The following is a 21,571-nucleotide window of genomic DNA, read 5'->3' as shown; positions in this document are numbered from 1 at the left end:
ATGGCTGAAGTGGATATGAAAGTCAGCCTGACGGAATCTGCGGCTGGTCATATCAAACGCCAGTTGGAAGGTCGTGGGCGTGGCCTGGGTATTCGCCTGGGCGTTCGTACCTCGGGCTGTTCCGGTATGGCGTACGTCCTTGAGTTTGTCGACGAGCCGCAGCCCGAAGATAAAGTGTTTCAAGCCTTTGGGGCGTCGATTTATGTCGATCCCAAAAGCTTGGTTTACCTCGATGGCACGGAGTTGGATTTTGTCAAAGAGGGCTTGAACGAAGGGCTGAAATTTAACAACCCCAATGTCTCTGCGGAGTGCGGTTGCGGAGAGAGCTTCACGGTTTAACGGCTGTGTGAGCGAGTGCTGGCGCGTTTCGGTGGATGGCCGATCGCGCCTTTTGCATATTTGCGGAGGTGATTTTCAGCCTCTCTGGTGTGAACCCTCAGTTGCGGAGAAGGGTGTTATGAGCGAACAGGCAGCAGACTATTTCAGTATGCTGGGTGTGCCGCGTCAGTTTGACGTGGACGAAGCGTCACTGACCCGCGCCTACCGAGAGCTGCAGCGCAGTGTGCACCCTGATCGCTTCGCTGGTGGCAGCGACCGAGAGCGACGTCTGGCGGTGCAAAAATCCTCGCAGATCAATGAAGCCTACGAAACACTGCGCTCGGTAACGCGCCGCGCGGCCTACCTGCTCAAGCTGGCTGGTCATCCAGTGGATACCAGTAATACTACTTTCAGCGACCCAGAGTTTCTGATGCAGCAGTTGCAGCTTCGCGAAGAATTGTCAGATCTGCATGATGCGACGGACCCCGAGGCGGCGCTCGATGCCTTCTACCGCGACGTGGATAACGCCATGGCTGAGCAAAAGGCCGTCTTTGTCACAGGGCTGGATGCCGATATCGAACAGGCGAAGGCGGCCTACGCCAAGCTGCAGTTTCTGGAAAAGCTGCGTAGCGAAGCGGAGCAGAAAGAGAGTCAACTGCTGGACTACTGAACGGCAGAGCCCGTAAACGGACCGAATTTATCTTATGGCATTAATGCAAATTTCAGAGCCGGGGCAGAGTCCCGAACCCCACCAGCGCAAGCTGGCGGCGGGGATAGACCTCGGCACCACCAATTCGCTGGTTGCGGCATTCCGCAACGGCCACCTGCAAACGCTGCCGGACGAGCAGGGAAGACACCTGTTGCCATCGGTTGTGCACTACGGCGCGCAGGGTGCCGATGCAGTGGGTGCTGCGGCTCAGGCCATGGCGGCTGACGATCCCGAAAACACGCTGGCGTCGATAAAGCGCCTGATGGGGCGCAGCTATGCCGATGCCAGTGCCGCGGAAGTGCTGTCGACCTACACGCTGGTGGATTGCGGCGACGATATGGTGAAGCTGCGGACCCAGGCGGGCGACTTGTCGCCGGTGCAGGTTTCTGCAGATATTTTGCGCAGCGTGGCTGATCGTGCGCAGCGTAGTCTGGGTGATGAACTGCAAGGCGTTGTGATTACCGTTCCCGCATATTTCGATGACGGTCAGCGTCAGGCGACCAAAGATGCGGCGCGACTGGCAGGGCTCAATGTCTTACGTCTGCTGAACGAGCCGACCGCAGCCGCCGTGGCTTACGGCCTGGACGAGAAAGAAGAGGGGGCTATTGCCGTTTTTGATCTCGGTGGCGGTACCTTCGATATCTCGGTACTGCAGATGAGTAAGGGCGTATTTGAGGTTCTGTCGACAGGCGGTGATTCGGCGCTGGGTGGCGACGACTTTGATCAGGCGATAGCGGCTTGGTTCATCGAAAAAACCGGCCTCGATTCACTGGACGGCAAGCAGCGCCGTCGTTTGCTGGATGCCAGTCGCGCTGCGAAAGAAGCGCTGACGGGCGCTGAGCAGGTGGACGTCAGTCTGGATTCGCAGCAATTGGTGTTGAGCCGAGAAGAGTTCAATGCGCTGGTGGATCCCTTGATTGATCGCGCGATCCGCGCCTGCAAAAGAGCGATGCGAGATGCCCGTCTGCGCAGCGATGAGATTCTCAATGTGGTGATGGTCGGCGGTTCGACCCGTGTGCCGCGTGTGCGGGAGCGGGTGGCTGAGTGGTTCGGCCGCGAGCCCCTGGTGGATATCGATCCGGATAAAGTGGTTGCGCTGGGCGCGGCGTCGCAAGCCGAACAGTTGATCGGCAATCGCAGTGGCGAGGAAACGCTGTTGCTGGATGTCATTCCGCTGTCGCTGGGTGTGGAGACCATGGGGGGGCTGACGGAAAAAGTCATTCATCGCAACACCACCATCCCGGTCGCGATGGCGCAGGAATTTACCACCTTCAAAGACGGTCAGACGGCCATGGCGATTCACGTGGTGCAGGGCGAGCGTGAGCTGGTAGACGATTGTCGCTCACTGGCGCGCTTTGAATTGCGTGGTATTCCACCCATGGTGGCGGGGGCGGCGCGCATTCTCGTTACCTTTCAGGTCGATGCCGATGGTCTGTTGCAAGTATCTGCCCGGGAGGAGACCACCGGCGCAGAGAGCCAGGTACAGGTGAAGCCGTCCTACGGCCTCAGCGACAACGATATCGCCGATATGCTGACCTCGTCATTTGAGGCGGCGGGCCAAGATAAAGAAGCCCGTGCCTTGCGCGAGCAGCAGGTAGATGCCGAAGCGCTATTGCAGTCGCTGTCTGCGGCGCTGCTGGCTGACGGTGAGGCGCTGCTCAGCGAATCCGAACAGCGCGAACTGCTGGACAAAATGGAAGCGCTGCACCGCGAAAAAGATAGCGGCACGGCGGCCAGTATCGCCCGGCAGATTGAAATTGTCGGTGCCGCCAGTGAAACTTTTGCTGAGCGTCGTATGGACGCCAGTATCAAGAAAGCCCTCGCCGGTCGGCGAGTGGACGACCTTTGAGGAGTTCCCGATGCCACGCATAGTTGTACTGCCAAATGAAGAGCTTTGCCCGGAGGGCGAAGTATTGGAAGTGGCCAGTGGTGAAACCATCTGCGATGCCATGCTGGCCAACGGTATCGACATCGAGCATGCCTGTGAAAAATCCTGTGCCTGCACGACTTGCCACGTTGTGGTGCGCGAAGGCTTTGATTCGCTGAACGAGGCCGACGAGCTGGAAGAGGATATGCTCGACAAAGCCTGGGGGCTGGAGCCGGAGTCGCGTCTGAGTTGTCAGGCTGTGGTCGCGGATGAAGATCTGGTTGTGGAAATTCCCCGCTATACCATCAATATGGTGTCTGAGCGCCACTGATCGCTGCCTTGAGAGGAGACTGTCATGGGACTGAAATGGACTGATGTGCTGGATATTGGCATTGAGCTGGCGGAGTCGCACCCGGATGTTGACCCGACGTATATCAATTTTGTCGACCTGCATAAAATGGTCGTATCGCTGGATGATTTTGACGACGATCCCAAGCGCAGTGGCGAGAAAATTCTGGAGGCAATTCAAGCGGCCTGGCTCGACGAGCGCGACTGACACAGCCAGGGGCGGTTGCGTACCTATTTGCCGCGAATGCGCGTATAATTCCCTCCTATTTTTTCGGGGCACCGCCCCACCGTTTGAACTTTAAGCCGGAGATACTTACATGGGCGTAGAACGCACCCTTTCCATTGTTAAACCCGATGCGGTTGCCAAAAACGTTGTAGGCGAAATCTACAGCCGTTTTGAGAAAGCTGGCCTGCAGATTATTGCAGCAAAAATGCTGCGTCTGAGCCGCGAGCAGGCAGAAGGTTTTTACGCCGAGCACAAAGGCCGTCCGTTCTTCCCCGCGCTGGTTGATTTCATGACCTCCGGTCCGGTTACCGTCCAGGTGTTGGAAGGCCAAGGCGCTATTGCGAAAAACCGCGAACTGATGGGTGCCACTAACCCCAAAGAAGCTGAGGCGGGCACTATTCGCGCGGACTTTGCTGAGTCTATCGACGCCAACGCCGTTCACGGTTCTGACTCCGAAGCCTCTGCTGCTCGCGAAATCGCCTTCTTCTTCGCTACCAGCGAGCTCTGCGAGCGCGCCTGAGGAGGCACCGGGCATGGACGTGCAAGAGGCGGTGATTCAACAGCCTGAGCGGGTAAACCTGCTTGGCATGACACGCCAGAAAATGGAGGCCTGGCTGGTTTCTATTGGTGAAAAGCCGTTCCGTGCCCAACAGATTCTTAAATGGATTCACCACTCGGGTATCGATGATTTCGAACAGATGAGTAACCTCGGCAAAGGCTTGCGTGCCAAGCTGGCCGAGATTGCCGAGATTCGTCCTCCGCGAGTGGTGCGCCAACTGGATTCCAAGGATGGCACGCGCAAGTGGGCCATCGAAGTCGGTGGCAACAATCTGGTTGAAACCGTCTTTATTCCCGACGGGCAGCGGGGCACTCTCTGTGTCTCGTCGCAGGTAGGGTGCAGTCTGGATTGCAGTTTTTGCTCTACCGGCAAACAGGGTTTCCAGCGCGACCTGACAGCCGCAGAAATTATCGGTCAGGTTTGGCTGGCGATTCAGTCATTCGACGCTTTTCAAGCAGGCAGCTCACGGGTAGTCACCAATGTGGTGATGATGGGCATGGGTGAGCCGCTGCTCAATTTCGACAATGTGGTAGATGCCACCGGCCTGATGATGGACGATTTCGGTTACGGCTTGTCCAAGCGCCGGGTTACCCTCAGTACCTCCGGTGTTGTGCCGATGCTGGACAAGCTGGGCGATGTGTCAGAAGTGTCTCTGGCTGTCTCCTTGCATGCGCCTAACGATGCGCTGCGCAACGAACTGGTACCGATCAATCGCCGGTACCCCATTGCCGAACTTCTTGCTGCCTGTCGTCGTTATCTCGATAAACAGCCCGATAAACACCGTGTGGTTACTGTTGAGTACACCCTGATTGCCGGCGTCAACGACAGCGTCGATCAGGCGAGAGAGCTGGCGGACGTTCTCCGCGAATTGCCGTGCAAAGTGAATCTGATTCCCTTTAATCCGTTCTCCTTGTCAGACTATCGTCGTCCGTCAAAAAATGCCGTATCGAGATTCTGGCAAGTGATGACCGATGCCGGTTACGTAACAACCGTTCGCACCACTCGCGGCGACGACATTGACGCCGCCTGCGGTCAGCTTGCCGGGCAGGTGCAGGACCGTACGCGCCGCGCGGAGCGTCACCGCCGAAAATCGGAAGAACTTCAAGCCATTCGTATTACGTGAGGAGCACAGGCCAGTGATGTCGAGAGTACCGCGATTAAGCCGTCATGGCCGGGTTTTGCTTCTGAGTGTGCTGGCGCTTCTGCTTGGCGCCTGCGTCACCACCGAGACCGGCGGCTTTGCCGAAAAGGCCGATGAGAAAAAAGCCTACGAAACCTCCCTGCAGTTGGCCAAAACCTACATTTCCAACGGCAATTGGCAGCAGGCCAAGCGCCATCTGAAGTATGTGGAAACGGTTGACAAGCACAACCCCGAAACCTTGGAAGCCCTTGCGCTGGTCTACCAGAATACCGGGGAGCTGGAGATGGCGGAGAACTACTATCGCCGCGCTATCGAGCAAGACCCGAAAGCCATGCGTATCCGCAATAATTACGCTGCCTATCTCTACGAGCAGGAGCGGTATCGAGAGGCGGCTGCGCAGCTTGAGGTTGTGGTCGGCGAATTGCTGTATGAGCGTCGCGTCGATGCCTTTGTTAATCTCGGACGCTGCTATTTGAAATTAAATGAACTGGATCGTGCCGAAGGTGCATTCAAGCGCGCGTTGCTGATGGAACGCGATGATCCCACCGTTGTGTTGTCGATGGCGGAAGTGAGTTTTCGCAAAAAGGATTACCCCCAATCGCAGCGTTACTACGACGCATTCCGCGAAATGAATCCCCGCCAGTCGGCGGCTTCGCTGTGGCTGGGTATTCGCCTGGCAGACGTGTTTGATGACGAAGATGCCTATGCCAGTTACGCACTGGCGCTGAAGAATCTTTTTCCTAAATCGGAAGAATATCTGCTGTACAAGGCCTCTCTGACCAACAGCGGAGTTGAGTAAGCATGAATCAGGCGCACAGCGATAACTATATTGCGCCACCGGGGTCTGTACTGAGAGACGCCCGGCTTAGCGCAGGAAAATCGGTGGAGCAGGTGGCGGAAGCATTGAATTTGCTCACCACCCACGTTGAAGCGCTTGAGTGTAATGATTACTCACGATTTAACTCGCCGATGTTTGCGCGTGGTTACATCCGCAGCTATGCCCGCCATTTTGGTCTGGATGAGACACCGCTGCTCAAAGACAGCGAGCGGATATGTCGCCGCGATGAAGAGCAGGCGCAGCAGCGTCGTCCCAAAGGCAGTACACAGGCCCCTATACAGGCACGTCTCTCGGTGGCCGCGCTGGTCGCCTTGATTATTTGGGGAGTGAGTTACCTGCTGTTCGGCGGTGAGCCCAAGCCCAGACTCGATGTCAGCCTGATGGAAGAACGTTACGTTCCCCTGCAGGAACTGCGCAGTCGCTCCCTGTTGGGCGAATCGCTGTTGCAGGTGCCCAGCACGGTCAGCGAAGTTGAGCTCTCCCCGGAACTGCTCTCGCACCCGGCCAGTGTGCGTCTGGACGCTGTGCAAACCGTGTGGCTTGAGCTTCGCGATGCCGATGGCACGGTGCAGTTTCGTGGCCAGTTGGAGGCGGGGCAGTCGCAGAGCCTGGACGTGAAGGGCCCGGTGCAGCTGGCCTTGGCTTACTGGCCTGCCGTTCGTATTCAGTACAACCAGCAAGACGTCGCCTTGGACGGGCTTGCCGAAAGTAACGCGATACGCGTACAGATAGGTGAATTATGAAGATGGAATCACCCATAAAACGCCGCAAATCTCGCCAAATTCATATTGGCAATGTGGCAGTGGGTGGCGATGCGCCGATTTCGGTGCAGAGCATGACCAATACCAATACCTGCGATGTGGCGGCGACGGTCGCACAGATTCGGCGTCTGGAAGACGCTTGCGCCGACATCGTGCGGGTGTCGGTTCCCAGCATGGAGGCCGCCGAGGCCTTTAAGCAGATTCGCGAACAAGTGACCGTCCCACTGGTGGCGGATATTCACTTTGATTACAAGATTGCACTTAAAGTGGCGGAATACGGCGTGGACTGCCTGCGCATCAATCCCGGCAATATTGGCCGGGAAGATCGGGTGAAGGCGGTGATTGATGCGGCGAAAGAACGCAATATTCCTATCCGTATCGGTGTGAATGCCGGGTCGCTGGAAAAAGAGCTGCAACGCAAATACGGTGAGCCGACGCCAGAAGCACTCGTAGAATCGGCCATGCGGCACATCGATATTCTCGATCGCCTGGACTTTCAGGACTTCAAGGTCAGTGTGAAAGCCTCTGATGTCTTCATGGCGGTAGCGGCCTATCGGCAACTGGCCTCCCAGATTGAACAACCGCTGCATCTGGGCATTACCGAAGCAGGTGGTTTGCGTGGCGGCACCGTCAAGTCAGCGGTGGGGCTGGGGATGCTGCTGATGGATGGCATCGGCGACACGATTCGGATTTCGCTGGCCGCCGATCCGGTTGAAGAGATCAAGGTTGGCTACGAAATTCTGAAAAGTCTCAAGCTGCGCAGCAAAGGGATTAATTTCATTGCCTGCCCGAGCTGCTCGCGACAAAACTTCGATGTGATCGGCACCATGAACGAATTGGAGTCTCGACTTGAGGATGTCACGACACCCTTGGATGTGGCAGTTATCGGCTGCATCGTTAACGGTCCGGGCGAAGCCAAAGAAGCCGATATCGGCCTGACGGGTGGCACCCCGAACAACCTGGTGTATGTGAATGGCCAGAAAGATCACAAGGTGCAGAACCTCGAGCTGATCGATCATCTCGAAAAACTGATTCGAGAAAAAGTCGCCCTTAAAGAACAACAGGACAAGGATCTGATCGCCCGCAGTTAGGCGCAAGGATTTAGCAAGGTATCCAATTGGCACGTATTCAATCCATCCGCGGGATGAATGATATTCTTCCCGACGATTCACCGCTTTGGCAGTATCTGGAGTCCACTGTGGCGCGCCTGCTGGGACGCTACGGTTACCGGGAAATTCGCTTTCCCATTCTCGAGCAGACCGAGTTGTTTAAGCGTTCTATCGGTGAGGTCACCGATATTGTCGAAAAAGAGATGTACACCTTTGAGGACCGCAATGGCGATAGCCTGACACTGCGCCCTGAGGGAACGGCGAGCTGTGTGCGCGCCTGTGACCAAAACGGTCTGCTGCACAATCAGCTGCAGCGCCTGTGGTATGCCGGCCCCATGTTTCGCCACGAGCGCCCGCAAAAGGGTCGCCTGCGTCAGTTCCACCAGATCGGTGTCGAAACCTTTGGCATGTCTGGTCCGGATATCGATGCCGAGCTGATTCTGCTGAGCGCGCGTCTATGGAAGGAGCTGGGTATCAGCGAGGCGCTGACCCTGGAGCTGAACAGCATCGGTAGCAGTGAATCCCGCGCGACCTATCGCCAGGCGCTGGTGGACTATCTTGGTCAATTCAAGGACCAACTGGACGCCGACAGCCTGCGCCGTCTGGACAGCAACCCGCTGCGTATTCTCGACAGTAAAGTGCCTGAAACTCAGGCGCTGCTGGCTGACGCGCCGGTGTTAAATGATTATCTGGACGAACAGTCCAAAGCCCATTTCGATGGCCTTTGTGCCCGTCTCGATGCCGCCGGACTTGCCTATACGCTGAACCCCAAACTGGTCAGGGGGCTGGATTACTATGGCCTGACGGTGTTTGAATGGACCACCACAGCACTGGGCGCCCAGGGCACAGTATGTGCGGGCGGTCGCTACGATGGGCTGGTCGAGCAGCTCGGCGGCAAGCCGACCCCGGCGGTGGGCTTCGCAATGGGGCTTGAGCGCCTTTGTCTGCTGTTGGAAACCCTCGATGCCTTGCCGGAACCTGCGCCGCTCGCGGACGTCTACATCGTGGCGACTGGCGAGGATTGTGAAGTGCGTGCGCTGAGTATTGCCGAGCAGCTTCGCGATGCGCAACCGGGTATAAAAGTGCTGCTTAACTGCGGTGGCGGCAGCTTTAAAAGTCAGTTTAAAAAGGCCGACAAGAGCGGTGCTGCACTGGCTATAGTGCTCGGCGAAGATGAGCTGGCAGAGGGGCGCGTTGCAGTAAAACCGCTGCGCGGTGACGGCGAACAACAGAGCGTCGCGCTGGAAGAATTGGCCAATTACATTGAAAATGCGCTGCACTGATCAGTGCAGACTCGTTTGGGGATAGCTGTGGATACCTACCGTACAGAAGAAGAACAACTCGAAGCCATCAAGCGCTGGTGGCAGGAGAATGGCAAGTTCACCGTCATCGGCGTGGCGCTGGCGCTGGCCGCCGTATTTGGCTGGCGTGGCTGGAATGCTCATCAAGTCGAGCGTGCCGGCGATGCCTCGCTGATTTATGACAATCTTCTGCAAACTGATCAGTTGATTGAACGTGATCCGACGAAACGGGCGACGGCCGAGCACCTGGCGACAACATTGAAAGATGGCTTCAGTGCCCACAGCTACGCGCACTATGCCGCGCTGATACTGGCCAAGTATGCGGTCAAGGACGGTGACTATGCGGCCGCAGAAACCGAGCTGCAATGGGTGTTGGATCAGCAGCCGGAACCCGCTGTGAAAGCCCAGACACAACTGCGTCTGGCGCGTCTGGAATATGCTCAGCAAAATTACGATGCCGCGCTGACCGCTTTACAGCCTTTGCTCGATGGTGCGGCTGCGGTGCAGGCACTGGAGCTGCGTGGCGATGTATTGCAGAAACAGGGCGATTTCCCTGAGGCGCTGGCCGCATATCAACAGGCCAAGGCCGTGAATGCGCAGCAGCAAAGCCCGCTGAACAGCCCGTTGCTGGAAATGAAAATCAACAGTCTGTCGGCGATCCACGCCGCTGCTGAGGAATAGGGGATGCCCATGTCTGTGTTTCGCACCCTCGCGGTGGTGGTGATCGGCCTGTTTCTGGTGGCCTGTTCATCGACACCAAAGAGCAATGATCCGGCGCCGCTGACGGATTTCCAGGAAAGCAAGCGCCTGAAAAAAGTCTGGTCGTATTCACTGGGTGATGGTCAGGAAGAGGCTTACTACCGTTTTACGCCGGCTATCGATGGCGATGAAATTTATACCCTGTCTATGGACGGTGGCGTTGCGGCGCTGAACAAAAAGACGGGAAAGAAACGCTGGAAGGTGTTCCATGAGCTGAACATTTCCGGTGGCATCGGCGTGGCCGGTGATCAACTTTACGTCGGCACCGCCGATGGCGAACTCGTGACCTTGAATCGCGAGAATGGCGACATTCTCTGGCGTGCCGAAGTCAATGGCGAAGTGCTGGGCGCCCCGGCAGGCGACGGTCGGGTGGTGATTGTTCAGACTTACAGCGGTCTTGTGCACGGCTTTAATGCCGAGGATGGCAAGCGCCTGTGGACCTACACCTCACAGGTGCCACGGTTGACCATGCGCGGCACCAGCAGCCCGTTGATTGTCCGCGGCGTTGCACTGGTCGGTTTCGCCAGTGGCCGGCTGATGGCCTTCAATGCTGAAAACGGCAGCATCCTTTGGGATCAGCGTATTTCGGTTCCCCAAGGCAGCACGGAAATTGACCGTCTGGTCGATATTGATGGCCGCCTGCTACTGATTGAGAACGAGCGCATCGTGGTGGTGAACGGCTACCAGGGGCAGGTGATGGCTATTGATATCAATAGCGGCCGTCCATTGTGGGCCAAAGATAACTCCAGCTATGTCGGTGCTGCTGAGGCGCTTGGCAATGTGTATGTGGTGGATGCCGAGGGCGGTGTCAGTGCCATCGCGGAAGGCGGACAAAGTATTGCCTGGACCCAGACCGTACTGGCGCGCCGTCGTCTCACCGAACCCGCAGTGTTGAGCGGTGTCGTTGCGGTTGGCGACTTTGACGGTTATCTCCACCTGCTGGGACAGCTGGATGGTCAGTTGGTCGGTCGCAGCCGTGTCGACAGTGATGGCCTGCGCTCACCCATGCTGGTCGACGGCCGACTGCTGTATGTCTATGGCAACAGTGGCAAACTGGTAGCTTACAAGATTCAGGATCGCTGAGCGCCACCCGGCGCCAGCGCACTCAGGTAAACACACTATGGTTCCCGTAATCGCCCTGGTTGGACGCCCCAACGTGGGCAAATCGACCCTGTTCAACCGCCTCACCAAGAGCCGTGACGCGCTGGTCGCCAACTTTCCCGGCCTGACGCGTGACCGCAAGTATGGGGATGCGGTGCTTGGGGATCGCCGCTTTATCGTGATTGATACAGGGGGTATCAATGGCGATGAAGAGGGTATTGATGAGGCGATGGCGCAGCAGTCTCTGCAGGCCATTGACGAAGCTGATGCCGTGTTGCTGATGCTGGATGCTCGCGCAGGTCTTATGCCTGCGGACCACGGTCTAATTGAGCACTTGCGCGGCTGTTCCAAGCCCGTGTTCATGGTTGCCAATAAAATTGATGGCGCCGACCCCAATGTCGCCATGGCTGAGTTTTACCAGACGGGTGCTGCCGATATCTATCCGCTGACAGCCACCCACGGCAAAGGCGTGCGCAAGCTGGTTGAAGATGTGCTTGAACTCTTCCCGGAAGCCGATGAGGCAGGGGAACAGGAGAAAGCAACGGGTAAAAAGATTGCCGTGGTGGGGCGTCCAAATGTGGGCAAGTCGACGCTGGTCAACCGCATGCTGGGAGAAGACCGCGTGGTGGTGTATGACCAGCCGGGAACCACTCGCGACAGCGTTTATATCAACTACGAGCGCGACGGCGAAGCCTACACGCTGATAGATACTGCCGGGGTACGCAAGCGCCGCCATATCAACGAGGCGGTCGAAAAGTTTTCTATTGTTAAAACCTTGAAAGCCATCGACGATGCCAACGTTGTGATTCTGGTGATGGATGGCCGCGAGAATATCGTTGAGCAGGACCTGCATTTGCTGGGTCAGGTTGTGGATGCCGGCCGGGCCGTGGTGGTGGCTATCAATAAATGGGATGGCCTCACTGCCGACCAGAAGAATCGCATCAAGACCGAGCTGGATCGCCGACTGCAGTTTATCGATTTTGCCGAAGTACATTTTATTTCTGCTTTGCATGGCACGGGCGTCGGGCATCTTTACGAATCTATCGAAAAGGCCTACCGATCGGCGACCCAGGACCTGCAGACTCGCCGCCTGACCATGATTCTTGAAGGCGCGGTATACGACCATGCGCCACCGATGATCAACGGTCGCCGAATCAAACTGCGCTACGCCCACCCCGGTGGACACAATCCGCCCATCGTGGTGATTCACGGAAATCAGACCGATAAGGTTCCGCAGAGCTATACGCGATATCTTGAAAAAGTCTTCCGTCGTGAACTGAACATGGTCGGTACGCCGATCCGCATAGAATACAAAACCTCTGATAACCCCTATGAGGGGCGAAAGAATCAGCTCAGCAAGCGTCAGATTGACCGCAAGCGTCGCCTGGTCAGCTTTGTGAAGAAGAAAGAGAACAAGAAAAAGCGCGGGCGCTGATTGCGGCGCCCGAGCCTTGTTTTACTATGATGGATTCACCTGCCAAGCCCGATATGGACAGCCCGGAGCAGATCCGGCTGTTCGTTGAGCACTTCTACGAGCAGTTGCTGGCCGATAAGCAGCTGGCCCCGATTTTTATCGATGTGGCCGCCATCGATATCCGTGAGCACTTTCCCCGTATACAGGCGTACTGGGAGAAATTGCTGTTGGGCAGGGATGACTATCATCGGCATACGATGAATATCCACCGCGTACTGAACGACAAACAGCAACTCACGCATGAGGATTTCACGCGCTGGCTGCAGTATTTCCACGACACGGCAGATCGCTACTTTCAGGGCCCGAAAACGGAGCGCGCTAAATTGATTGCCAGTCGCATTGCCGCAAACATGGAAAAGTCGCTGAACTCCTGAGTTGCCGCCCCCTTGAGTTGCTAACCCTTTCATTTGTTGAGCCTTCCAGTTGCCGAGCCAGAGCGCTCAGCCCTGATGAGCGAGGGTGCCCGCCAAGGCCAGGCAGAACCCCATCACCGCGCCCAATGGCGGTGCCCAGTGGCGTTCCAGTCGCGACTGGGGCGCGATATCCTGAAAGATCAGATACAGGATGCCCCCGGAGGCAAACAGCATAATTGCGGCGAGTGCGGCGGGATAATCGCCCAATAAACTGTAGCCCAGCAGGCCTGCGATGGGGCCGATAGGCACCAGCGCCAACATGAGTATCATGGTGCGTCCGTAGCTTCGCTGTACGCGGATCAATTCACGGTAGGCGTTGAATCCCTCCGGTAGATTCTGAAGGCCAATCAGCAGCGCCATCAGCCCGGCGGTACTCGAGCCGCTGGCGATGAGGCCGCCCAGGGCAATCGCTTCGGGAACATAGTCCAACAACATGCCCATTAACTGTGGTGACTCATGACGGCGCAGTCCCAGCGCCCGTTCAAGGAAAAAGAAACAGACACCCCCTGCGACGATCAGCAGAATGGACAGGGCCGGGTGGGGGCTGGCGTCGACCCCTTCCGGCACCAGTACCAGCGCAACCGCGCCCAGCAGAATGCCTCCGCCAAACGCGATGACGAAATGGCGAAACTCCTTTTCCAGCCACTGCGGTCGCAGGCGGCTGATCTGGGCCAGCAGGCCGCCCAGCGGAATGGCCGCGCCAGAGAGTCCGGCAAGAAGAATAATCTGGTAAATCTCATCCATGGATTAGGGCTCTCAGTCCGTTGGGTCGGCCGGTGGCTCTTCCGGCGGTGTTTCCCGGGGTTCGGGGTGGCGAATGATGTAGATGGAGACGCCCACTGCAATGCCGATCATGGCTATCGATACCCACTGTATTCGCACGATCAGCAGGGCGCTGGTCAATATTGTGGTCCAAAGCACCAGCAGAATGATCCATTTAATGCGCCGGGGAATTCCCTCGCCCTCAATGTAGTAGCGGATGTATCGACCGAACCAGCGGTGCTCTGTCAGCCAATAGTAAAACCGTGGTGAGCTGCGCAAAAAGCAGGCCGCGCTGAGTATCAGGAAGGGCGAAGTGGGCACCACCGGCAGCAGCAAGCCGATCATGCCCAGTACGAAAGACAGCCAACCGATAAAAATCAGGCTGTAGCGAATGACTGGGTTGCGGTGTTCAAAAGGCGGTTTCATGGGGCAGTGAGAATATCCTCTCTCCGGCAGTTTGCAAGCTGATCGTTTTTGTCAGCGCCTTGATCAGCAGCGACATTGTCTGATTTTAGCCCCACGGGGATACTCGCCCGGCAAGCCAAATCTGCACCTGTTTCTGCTGCTGTGACCACCGAGTTGGCCGGGGGGTTCGGGGCAGGGCACATTACCAAGGAGAGACGAGATGTCTTCATCGGCTGAAATTCTAAGTCAGGCCTTTACCTTAGGGTATACCTATACCCGTTCGACAGGTCCCGTTGTCGGGAAGTTTTTCACCGCCCTGCGCGACCGCAAAATGGTCGGCATCAAGGGCAGCGATGGCAAGGTACTGATGCCGCCCGTTGAGTTCGACCCCGTCAGTGCGGAAGCGCTGAGCGAGTTTGTCGATGTCGCGGATACCGGTGTCGTTAAAACCTGGGCCTGGGTTACTGAACCCCGCAAAGCACACCCCTCAGACCGGCCTTTCGCCTGGGCACTGATTCAACTGGATGGTGCCGATACGCCGATGCTGCACTGGGTGGATGCAGAAAGCATCGACGCCATGAGCACGGGTATGCGCGTTAAAGTTCGCTGGGCTGCGCAGACGCAAGGCCAGATTAGCGACATCAACGGCTTCGTTCCCGAAGCGACCACCTTGGTGGAAGACTATCAGCCCAATGAAAGTGACGAGCCGGTTACTGGTATCGATGCTCCCAGCTACCTCACTTATAACTTCACCGCCGGTGCGGCAACAGCGCGCTACCTGGTGAAGCTGAAGCAAGGCAAGCTGGTAGGTCAGCGCTGTCCTTCTTGCTCCAACGTTTACATTCCGCCCCGCGGAAGCTGTGCGGCCTGCGGTGTGGCAACGACTGACGAAGTTGAGTTGGGTAACAAGGCGACCGTTGAGTCGTTCACCATCGTTTACATTCCGATTCCGAACAACCCGATCAAGCCGCCATACGTGATTGCGAACCTGGTTCTCGACGGTGCCAACATCAGCTTCCTGCACCTGCTGAGCGAGTGTAAGAACGAAGACGTACGCATTGGTATGCGCGTTGAGGCAGTGTGGAAGCCCGAAGAGGAGTGGACGCACGCCATGGAGAATATCCAGTACTTCAAGCCCATCGACGAGCCCGATGTTCCGGTGGAAGAAATTGGCAAACTGAAAAAAGAGGGCCGTTAAGATGCGCGATGTAGCGATTGTAGCTTTTGCCCAGTCCGACTGTATGCGTGACGCCGGTGCGCGCAACGAAGTTGAGCTGATCATGCCCGTGCTCACCGAAGTCTATAAACAGGCCGGTTTGCAGAGTGCACAGGATGTAGATTTCACTTGCTCGGGTAGCTGCGACTACCAGCAGGGCGCCGCGTTTGCCTTTGTGGCGGGTGTCGATGCTCTGGGTGCCGTACCGCCGATCAAAGAATCTCACGTTGAAATGGATGCTGCTTGGGCGCTGTACGAATCCTGGCTGAAAATCCAGATGGGACAGGCCGAATCGGCACTGATTTACGGTTTCGGTAAATCGTCTCCTGGTGAACTCCCCATCGTTCTGTCTCAGCAACTGGACCCCTACTACCTGGCGCCATTGTGGGTAGACACCATCGCTTTTGCAGCGATGCAAGCGCGGACCATGCTGGATCAGGGGCTGATCACTGAAAAAGACATGGCCGAGGTAGTTGCCAACTCCCGTCGCAACGCCATGAACAATCCCCACGCACAGTTGAAGGGCGATGTCTCTGCCGAGCAACTGCTGGAAGAGCCGGTTTACGAGGCGCCCCTGCGTCGCCACGACTGCTGCCCGATTTCCGACGGTGCCTGCGCCATGGTGATCTGTACGGTCGAAAAGGCGAAAGAATGGGGCAAGCCCTACGCGGTAATCAAAGGTATCGACCACCGTATCGAGACTCATCACATTGGTTCGCGTGACCTGACTCAATCGGTATCGACCAAGCAAGCTGCTGAGGCCGCTGGCCTGGGCAATGGTGAAGTGGATATCGCTGAAATCTATGCGCCGTTCAGCCATCAGGAAATTATTCTGCGCCGGGCACTTGGCCTGGGCGACAGCACTAAAGTCAACCAGTCTGGTGGTGTGTTGGCCGGAAACCTGATGATGGCCTCTGGTCTGTCTCGCATCGGCGAAGTCGCCATGCGTTTGATCAACGGCGAAGGCAAGCGCGGTGTGGCGCATGCGACTTCTGGTCCGTGTCTGCAACAGAACCTGGTAACTGTACTGGAGGCCCAATAATGGCTCAATTAGCTGCTGTGGTCGGCGTCGGTCAGACCAAATACAAAACCAAGCGTGCCGACGTATCTATCGCCGGCCTGGTGCGCGAAGCTGCGCAAAATGCCCTGAATGATGCCGGTTTGGGCTGGGATGACATCGATGCGGTCATCCTGGGTAAAGCCCCCGATATGTTTGAAGGCGTAATCATGCCCGAGCTGTATCTGACCGATGCACTGGGCTGCAACGGCAAACCCATGCTGCGTGTTCACACGGCCGGCTCGGTGGGTGGCTCAACCGCGATCGTGGCGGCCTCCTATGTTCAGAGTGGTGTGTTCAAGCGCATTTTGACCGTCTCTTTCGAGAAGCAGTCAGAATCCAACGCCATGTGGGCGCTGTCTAACCCTCAGCCATTTTCCCCACATCTCAATGCCGGTGCGGGTGGTTACTTCGCGCCGATCATTCGCGAATATATGCGCCGTTCCAAAGCGCCCTATGACACGGGGATCAAGGTGGCAGTGAAAGACCGCCTGCACGGTGCGAAGAATCCGCTGGCGCATTTGCAGCTTCCCGAAATCAACATGAAAGAAGTTGAAGACAGCCCCATGTTGTGGGAGCCGCTGCGCTTCCTGGAAGCTTGCCCATCGTCCGATGGTGCTTGTGCCATGGTCATTGCCAACGAAGAGTTGGCTGCTCAGTCACCCGGCAAACCGGCGTGGATTCGCGGTGCAGCGATGCGCTCAGAGCCCACCATGTATGCGGGTCGCGAGCAGGTTAACCCTCAAGCTGGCCGCGACTGTGCCAAAGATGTGTACAAGCAGGCCGGTATCAGCAATCCGCGCAAAGACCTCGACTGTGCCGAAGTCTATGTGCCGTTCTCCTGGTACGAGCCCATGTGGCTGGAAAATCTCGGCTTTGCTGAAGAAGGCAAGGGCTGGGAGCTGACCATGAGCGGTGCTACGTCCCTGATAGAAGGCGGTGACATCCCCTGGAACTGTTCCGGTGGTGTACTGTGCTCCAACCCCATTGGGGCTTCCGGCATGATTCGTTTTGCCGAGGCGGCGCAGCAGGTACGCGGCGCGGCTGGCGACCATCAGGTAGACGGCGCCAAAACCGCCCTGGGTCACGCCTACGGTGGTGGTGCCCAGTTCTACTCAATGTGGGTGGTCAGCAGCGAGAAGCATTAACAAATCGTCATGCGCCATTCTCCCATTCTCGTCCCTTGGGAGGATGGCCGCATTTCGGCCGCATGTTAATGTTCTGGGCTGTTCGCTGGATCAGCGGACAGCCCTTTGCGCAGTAATAATGACAAGAAATGTCGCAATACAAGAAGTGATAAGAATTCAATTTTAGATGCCGCGACAGGGCGGTATCGATCTAACAGGGACCCACTATGAGCATGCATTTTAATCTTGCGGATTTGTTTGAAGCCGTCGCTGACAAAGTACCGAGCCGCGAAGCGTTGATCTGTGGCGATAGCCGCTCCACTTATGCCGATCTGGAGAAAGGCGCAAATCGCATGGCCCACTACCTCGCCAGTCAAGGCGTCAAGGCGGGTGATCACGTTGGCCTGTACATGTACAACTGCAGCGAATATCTGGAGGCCATGTTGGCCTGCTTCAAAGTTCGCGCAGTGCCCATCAACGTTAACTACCGTTACGTTAAAGACGAACTGCTCTATATCTTCGACAACGCCGACATGGTGGCCTGTATTCACCACCGTGAATTCGCACCCCATATTGCTGAAGTGCGCGAAGCGGCGAAAAAGCTGAAAGTCTTTGTATCGGTCGATGATGGCAGTGGTGCTGATCTCGGCGCAATTGGCTCGGTAGATTACAAAGCGGCTCAGCAAACGCAGGATGACAGTCGCGATTTCGGTGAGCGAGCAGACGACGATTACTTCATCTTGTACACCGGCGGCACTACGGGTATGCCCAAGGGCGTTATGTGGCCGCACAAAAATGTTTTCTTTGCGGCGATGGGTGGCGGCGGCCACTTCTCTCCCGACGGCCCCTGTGAAAAGCCTGAAGACATCAGCAGCCGCGTCACTGAGCACCCGCTGACCGGGATTGCGCTGGCGCCGCTGATGCACGGTGCATCATGGTGGTACGCCTGTATTCAATTGCTTGCGGGCAATAAGCTGGTCCTGAACCACAACCGTTCCTTTGACGGTGAGCAGGTATGGCAAATCGTTGCTGACGAGAAGGTCAACGCGATTCAGATTGTCGGTGATGCCATGGCGATTCCGCTGCTGGATGCTCTGGACGCCAATCCCGACCGCTGGGATCTGTCAGCCGTCTTCAACGTAGGCTCCGGTGGCGCGATTTTCTCTGACGCCAAACAGGACGCGTTTAAGAAACACTTCCCCAATTGTTTTGTCACCAATGCCTTCGGTTCATCCGAGGGCGGTCAGATGGGGATGGATAACGGCAGCCGCAAGAACCAGACCGGCCTCGGCAATGTTTCGCGTACAGACTATATGGACGTGATCATTGACGAAGACGACCAACCGCGTCGTCACGCAGAGCTGGGTGAGACCGGTATTTTTGCTCGCGCTGGCTACATTCCCATGGGCTATTACAACGACCCTGAGAAAACTGCCAAGACCTTCGTGGAAGTGGATGGCAAAACCTGGTTGCTGACCGGTGACGCGGCCAAACTGGAAGAAGATGGCTCTATCACGGTGTTCGGTCGCGGCTCGAACTGTATCAACAGTGGTGGTGAGAAAATCTTCCCGGAAGAAGTCGAAGATGCACTGAAGGCTCACGACGGCATTTTTGATGCCCTCGTCGTCGGTGTGCCCGACGAGCGTTGGGGCAGCCGTGTGAGCGCGGTTATCCAAGCGCGTGATGGCGTAGCGCTGGACCTGAAGAATGTTCAGGAGCACTGCCGTCAGCATGTGGCGGGCTACAAGGTCCCTCGTGAAGTGCATCTGATTGCGGAAATTCCCCGTGCGCCCAGTGGCAAGCCTGACTACAAAACGGCTAAAGCCTTTGCGCTGAGTGGTGAGGGACAGGTTTCCTGATCCTCCGGGGCGGCAATGCCGCCCCGTTTTCATAGTCATGGCGGAGTAGCGGCGTCGCGCTGCTAGCCGTCTGCCAGCAACACACGGCAAGTTAAGAACACCGATATTCGCAACACCGCTATGTCATAAGCGGTTATTTCATTAAACGGCCATTAGCAAGAAATGGAGCATCCCATGGCGACTGAACTGCCTATCAGCACTAAGAACTGTATCGTTGAAAAAGACGGCCACGTGCTGATCGTGACCCTGAACCGCCCCGAGGCAAAGAATGCCTTCAGCCCGGAAATGCTGCTGGGTCTGTATAAAGCCTGGCGTTTGCTGGACGAAGACGATGATTTGCGCTGTGCCATCCTCACCGCAAATGGTGACACCTTCTGCGCCGGTATGGATCTGAAGGCAGGCGCCGATGGCGAGCAACGCAGCACCGAGGAATTCATGGAGCTGATGGGTCAGGTGCCAAACATTCACTGGCAGGCTCTGCTCCGTGACAACCGCCCCTGCAAGCCGCTGATTCTGGCCGTTGAGGGCTATGCGCTGGCCGGTGGGACAGAAATTCTGCAAGGCACTGACATCCGTGTCGCGGCTGAAGATGCCATCTTTGGTGTTACCGAGGTGGCTCGCGGCCTGTATCCCATGTCGGGTTCTACCATTCGTCTGCGTAAACAGATTCCCTACTGCATCGCCGCTGAAATTCTGCTGCTGGGTGAGCACGTGACGGCACAGCAAGCACTGGATTTCGGTCTGATCAACCGCATTGTGCCCAAGGGTGAAACCCTGAACGAAGCCAAGAAAATTGCCGAGAAAATCTGTGCCAATGGCCCTTTGGCGGTGAAGGCGGTAACCCGCTCTCTGCGTGAACACACCGAGCACCTGTCAGAAGACGAAGCCATGCTCAAATCTGACGAGTTGGCCGGTCCGGTGTTTGCCTCCAAGGATGCCAAAGAAGGCATGCGTGCTTTCAAAGAAAAACGCCCCGCACAGTTCACCGGCGAATAAACGCCGACCCCTTCCCAGGCGCTGGCACCGGCTTCCGGTGTCCGCGCAATCTGTTCCCGTCCACGGAGAAACGCTATGTCTGGTCCTCTAAGCGGTTTGCGCGTTGTGGAGATGGCCGGTATCGGCCCCGGTCCCTATGCTTGCATGCTGTTGTCCGATCTCGGTGCAGAAGTGATTCGCATTGAACGCGGTGTCAGCGGTATGGGCGGCCAGGCTGGTGATGCCACGGTGCGTGGTCGCCGCTCGATTGTGCTCAACCTGAAATCGGATGACGGTCTGGCGGTGGCGAAGAAGCTGATCGATCGCGCTGATATTCTGGTTGAGGGCTTCCGCCCCGGCGTCATGGAGAAGCTGGGGCTGGGGCCGGACCATTGCCTGGAGAGCAACCCCGGCTTGATCTACGGTCGCATGACCGGTTGGGGGCAGGACGGTCCGCTGGCGAAAACCGCCGGTCACGATATTAACTATATTGCCATCACCGGCATGCTCGGGGCGATGGGGGAGGCGGATCAGCCGCCACCTACACCGCTGAACGTCATTGGCGATTTGGGTGGTGGCTCGCTGTTTCTGATTATGGGCATTCTGGCGGCGCTGCACGAGCGCACCCAGTCCGGCAAAGGGCAAGTGATCGACGCCGCGATTTGCGACGGTGCGGCGTCGCTGTTGAGCACGGTACACGGCTTGTTGAACGTCGGTTTTTGGGACGATGCCCGCGAACAGAATATTCTGGATGGCGGCGCGCCGTTCTACCGCAACTACGCTTGCAAAGATGGCCGCTATATTTCCTTCGGCGCAATTGAACCGCAGTTCTATGCGGAGTTGCTCGAAAAGCTGGGCTTGGACTTTGGCGGCACGGACTACAGCGTGCAGCTCAATAAGGCCGAGTGGCCGGCGCAACGTGAGCGGATTGCCGAGCGGGTGAGCGAGAAAACACTGGATGAGTGGATGAGCATCTTCGACGGCAGTGATGCCTGCGCGGCTCCCGTGCTAGCGATGCGCGAGGCCGCCAACCATCCCCACAATCAGCATCGTCGCAATCTGCTGACGGAAGAGGGGCGTGTGCAGGCCGCAGTGGCGCCGCGCTTCTCGCGCACCCCGGGGGCTATTCAGAACCCGCCGGTAGTGGAGGGCAAAGACAGCCTCGCCCTGTTGTCTGAGCTGGGTTACAGTGCCCAGCAGTGCGAATCGCTGCTGGGCAGCGGCGCCGTCACCGCATCAGAATGAT

The 21,571-nt window shown here is 57.1% G+C and carries 23 protein-coding genes; 21 read left to right on the top strand and 2 right to left on the bottom strand.

From position 1 onward, the window contains the following. The 15 genes from iscA to AC5DB9_RS06390 all read left to right on the top strand — a co-directional run bounded on the left by iscA (position 1) and on the right by AC5DB9_RS06390 (position 12,885). Entirely contained in the window at positions 1-339 is a 339-nt protein-coding gene (gene iscA / locus AC5DB9_RS06460; protein ID WP_022957638.1) for an iron-sulfur cluster assembly protein IscA, read from the top strand. A 118-nt stretch (positions 340-457) separates the two neighbouring features. After that, positions 458-988 (top strand): Fe-S protein assembly co-chaperone HscB, encoded by a 531-nt coding sequence (hscB, locus tag AC5DB9_RS06455; RefSeq protein ID WP_272990470.1) that lies wholly within the window; start codon positions 458-460, stop codon positions 986-988. Between the two features lie 34 nt (positions 989-1,022). Continuing rightward, on the top strand, positions 1,023-2,876 hold the full coding sequence (gene hscA, locus AC5DB9_RS06450; protein WP_272990471.1) for a Fe-S protein assembly chaperone HscA: 1,854 nt from the start codon (positions 1,023-1,025) through the stop codon (positions 2,874-2,876). Positions 2,877-2,886: 10 nt separating this feature from the next. Continuing rightward, a complete protein-coding gene (gene fdx, locus AC5DB9_RS06445) occupies positions 2,887-3,225 on the top strand; it encodes an ISC system 2Fe-2S type ferredoxin (protein WP_022957635.1) in 339 nt (112 codons plus the stop codon). A 24-nt stretch (positions 3,226-3,249) separates the two neighbouring features. Further along, the gene (gene iscX, locus AC5DB9_RS06440; RefSeq protein ID WP_022957634.1) at positions 3,250-3,450 is read left to right on the top strand and encodes a Fe-S cluster assembly protein IscX; all 201 of its coding nucleotides are present in this window, start codon (positions 3,250-3,252) and stop codon (positions 3,448-3,450) included. 109 nt (positions 3,451-3,559) lie between these two features. Further along, positions 3,560-3,988: a nucleoside-diphosphate kinase gene (gene ndk / locus AC5DB9_RS06435; RefSeq protein WP_272990472.1), complete on the top strand. Its 429-nt coding sequence runs from the start codon at positions 3,560-3,562 to the stop codon at positions 3,986-3,988. Positions 3,989-4,001: 13 nt separating this feature from the next. Next, positions 4,002-5,150 carry a dual-specificity RNA methyltransferase RlmN gene (gene rlmN, locus AC5DB9_RS06430; RefSeq protein WP_272990473.1) on the top strand — a complete coding sequence of 383 codons (1,149 nt, stop codon included), beginning with the start codon at positions 4,002-4,004 and terminating at the stop codon, positions 5,148-5,150. Positions 5,151-5,166: 16 nt separating this feature from the next. Continuing rightward, entirely contained in the window at positions 5,167-5,967 is an 801-nt protein-coding gene (pilW, locus tag AC5DB9_RS06425; RefSeq protein ID WP_272990474.1) for a type IV pilus biogenesis/stability protein PilW, read from the top strand. A gap of 2 nt (positions 5,968-5,969) precedes the next feature. Then, positions 5,970-6,749: a helix-turn-helix domain-containing protein gene (locus AC5DB9_RS06420; RefSeq protein ID WP_272990475.1), complete on the top strand. Its 780-nt coding sequence runs from the start codon at positions 5,970-5,972 to the stop codon at positions 6,747-6,749. Then, complete coding sequence (gene ispG, locus AC5DB9_RS06415; RefSeq protein WP_272990476.1) at positions 6,746-7,858, top strand: flavodoxin-dependent (E)-4-hydroxy-3-methylbut-2-enyl-diphosphate synthase; 1,113 nt, start codon at positions 6,746-6,748, stop codon at positions 7,856-7,858. Before AC5DB9_RS06420 ends, ispG begins: the two co-directional genes overlap by 4 nt. Before the next feature lie 26 nt (positions 7,859-7,884). After that, positions 7,885-9,159: a histidine--tRNA ligase gene (gene hisS, locus AC5DB9_RS06410; protein ID WP_272990477.1), complete on the top strand. Its 1,275-nt coding sequence runs from the start codon at positions 7,885-7,887 to the stop codon at positions 9,157-9,159. A gap of 27 nt (positions 9,160-9,186) precedes the next feature. Continuing rightward, the gene (locus tag AC5DB9_RS06405) at positions 9,187-9,858 is read left to right on the top strand and encodes a YfgM family protein (protein WP_022957627.1); all 672 of its coding nucleotides are present in this window, start codon (positions 9,187-9,189) and stop codon (positions 9,856-9,858) included. Positions 9,859-9,867: 9 nt separating this feature from the next. Beyond that, positions 9,868-11,019 carry an outer membrane protein assembly factor BamB gene (bamB, locus tag AC5DB9_RS06400; protein ID WP_028968080.1) on the top strand — a complete coding sequence of 384 codons (1,152 nt, stop codon included), beginning with the start codon at positions 9,868-9,870 and terminating at the stop codon, positions 11,017-11,019. 37 nt (positions 11,020-11,056) lie between these two features. Next, positions 11,057-12,472 carry a ribosome biogenesis GTPase Der gene (gene der, locus AC5DB9_RS06395; RefSeq protein ID WP_272990479.1) on the top strand — a complete coding sequence of 472 codons (1,416 nt, stop codon included), beginning with the start codon at positions 11,057-11,059 and terminating at the stop codon, positions 12,470-12,472. Between the two features lie 26 nt (positions 12,473-12,498). Beyond that, positions 12,499-12,885 carry a group III truncated hemoglobin gene (locus tag AC5DB9_RS06390; RefSeq protein ID WP_272990481.1) on the top strand — a complete coding sequence of 129 codons (387 nt, stop codon included), beginning with the start codon at positions 12,499-12,501 and terminating at the stop codon, positions 12,883-12,885. A gap of 66 nt (positions 12,886-12,951) precedes the next feature. Here AC5DB9_RS06390 and AC5DB9_RS06385 read toward each other — a convergent pair whose 3' ends face one another. Further along, complete coding sequence (locus AC5DB9_RS06385) at positions 12,952-13,668, bottom strand: ZIP family metal transporter (RefSeq protein ID WP_022957623.1); 717 nt, start codon at positions 13,666-13,668, stop codon at positions 12,952-12,954. A 12-nt stretch (positions 13,669-13,680) separates the two neighbouring features. Further along, positions 13,681-14,112: a YbaN family protein gene (locus AC5DB9_RS06380; RefSeq protein WP_022957622.1), complete on the bottom strand. Its 432-nt coding sequence runs from the start codon at positions 14,110-14,112 to the stop codon at positions 13,681-13,683. Positions 14,113-14,311: 199 nt separating this feature from the next. Here AC5DB9_RS06380 and AC5DB9_RS06375 point away from each other — a divergent pair, with 199 nt between their 5' ends. The 6 genes from AC5DB9_RS06375 to AC5DB9_RS06350 all read left to right on the top strand — a co-directional run bounded on the left by AC5DB9_RS06375 (position 14,312) and on the right by AC5DB9_RS06350 (position 21,570). After that, a complete protein-coding gene (locus tag AC5DB9_RS06375; RefSeq protein WP_022957621.1) occupies positions 14,312-15,289 on the top strand; it encodes a Zn-ribbon domain-containing OB-fold protein in 978 nt (325 codons plus the stop codon). A gap of 1 nt (position 15,290) precedes the next feature. Beyond that, positions 15,291-16,349 carry a thiolase family protein gene (locus tag AC5DB9_RS06370; RefSeq protein WP_273009978.1) on the top strand — a complete coding sequence of 353 codons (1,059 nt, stop codon included), beginning with the start codon at positions 15,291-15,293 and terminating at the stop codon, positions 16,347-16,349. Next, positions 16,349-17,512: a thiolase family protein gene (locus AC5DB9_RS06365; protein WP_272990486.1), complete on the top strand. Its 1,164-nt coding sequence runs from the start codon at positions 16,349-16,351 to the stop codon at positions 17,510-17,512. The genes AC5DB9_RS06370 and AC5DB9_RS06365 overlap by 1 nt, the downstream gene beginning before the upstream one ends. A 206-nt stretch (positions 17,513-17,718) precedes the next feature. Then, entirely contained in the window at positions 17,719-19,350 is a 1,632-nt protein-coding gene (locus AC5DB9_RS06360) for an acyl-CoA synthetase (RefSeq protein ID WP_272990488.1), read from the top strand. 174 nt (positions 19,351-19,524) lie between these two features. Then, entirely contained in the window at positions 19,525-20,346 is an 822-nt protein-coding gene (locus AC5DB9_RS06355) for a crotonase/enoyl-CoA hydratase family protein (protein WP_022957617.1), read from the top strand. A gap of 75 nt (positions 20,347-20,421) precedes the next feature. Further along, positions 20,422-21,570, top strand: a complete 1,149-nt coding sequence (locus AC5DB9_RS06350) for a CaiB/BaiF CoA transferase family protein (protein WP_272990489.1) — start codon at positions 20,422-20,424, stop codon at positions 21,568-21,570. Position 21,571: the final 1 nt, after the last annotated feature.

The organism is Spongiibacter sp., assembly GCF_984394615.1.
The sequence above is the reverse complement of the archived record's forward strand: the minus strand, read 5'-3'. Positions and strand labels throughout refer to the sequence as shown.

Coding starts and splice junctions, on each gene's coding strand:
- fdx (WP_022957635.1), top strand. CDS start 2,887: ATGCCACGCATAGTTGTACTGCCAAATGAAGAGCTTTGCCCGGAGGGC.
- AC5DB9_RS06360 (WP_272990488.1), top strand. CDS start 17,719: ATGAGCATGCATTTTAATCTTGCGGATTTGTTTGAAGCCGTCGCTGAC.
- AC5DB9_RS06420 (WP_272990475.1), top strand. CDS start 5,970: ATGAATCAGGCGCACAGCGATAACTATATTGCGCCACCGGGGTCTGTA.
- ndk (WP_272990472.1), top strand. CDS start 3,560: ATGGGCGTAGAACGCACCCTTTCCATTGTTAAACCCGATGCGGTTGCC.
- AC5DB9_RS06385 (WP_022957623.1), bottom strand. CDS start 13,668: ATGGATGAGATTTACCAGATTATTCTTCTTGCCGGACTCTCTGGCGCG.
- pilW (WP_272990474.1), top strand. CDS start 5,167: ATGTCGAGAGTACCGCGATTAAGCCGTCATGGCCGGGTTTTGCTTCTG.
- iscX (WP_022957634.1), top strand. CDS start 3,250: ATGGGACTGAAATGGACTGATGTGCTGGATATTGGCATTGAGCTGGCG.
- AC5DB9_RS06390 (WP_272990481.1), top strand. CDS start 12,499: ATGATGGATTCACCTGCCAAGCCCGATATGGACAGCCCGGAGCAGATC.
- ispG (WP_272990476.1), top strand. CDS start 6,746: ATGAAGATGGAATCACCCATAAAACGCCGCAAATCTCGCCAAATTCAT.
- AC5DB9_RS06375 (WP_022957621.1), top strand. CDS start 14,312: ATGTCTTCATCGGCTGAAATTCTAAGTCAGGCCTTTACCTTAGGGTAT.
- der (WP_272990479.1), top strand. CDS start 11,057: ATGGTTCCCGTAATCGCCCTGGTTGGACGCCCCAACGTGGGCAAATCG.
- hscA (WP_272990471.1), top strand. CDS start 1,023: ATGGCATTAATGCAAATTTCAGAGCCGGGGCAGAGTCCCGAACCCCAC.
- hscB (WP_272990470.1), top strand. CDS start 458: ATGAGCGAACAGGCAGCAGACTATTTCAGTATGCTGGGTGTGCCGCGT.
- rlmN (WP_272990473.1), top strand. CDS start 4,002: ATGGACGTGCAAGAGGCGGTGATTCAACAGCCTGAGCGGGTAAACCTG.
- AC5DB9_RS06380 (WP_022957622.1), bottom strand. CDS start 14,112: ATGAAACCGCCTTTTGAACACCGCAACCCAGTCATTCGCTACAGCCTG.
- bamB (WP_028968080.1), top strand. CDS start 9,868: ATGTCTGTGTTTCGCACCCTCGCGGTGGTGGTGATCGGCCTGTTTCTG.
- AC5DB9_RS06350 (WP_272990489.1), top strand. CDS start 20,422: ATGTCTGGTCCTCTAAGCGGTTTGCGCGTTGTGGAGATGGCCGGTATC.
- iscA (WP_022957638.1), top strand. CDS start 1: ATGGCTGAAGTGGATATGAAAGTCAGCCTGACGGAATCTGCGGCTGGT.
- AC5DB9_RS06365 (WP_272990486.1), top strand. CDS start 16,349: ATGGCTCAATTAGCTGCTGTGGTCGGCGTCGGTCAGACCAAATACAAA.
- AC5DB9_RS06355 (WP_022957617.1), top strand. CDS start 19,525: ATGGCGACTGAACTGCCTATCAGCACTAAGAACTGTATCGTTGAAAAA.
- AC5DB9_RS06370 (WP_273009978.1), top strand. CDS start 15,291: ATGCGCGATGTAGCGATTGTAGCTTTTGCCCAGTCCGACTGTATGCGT.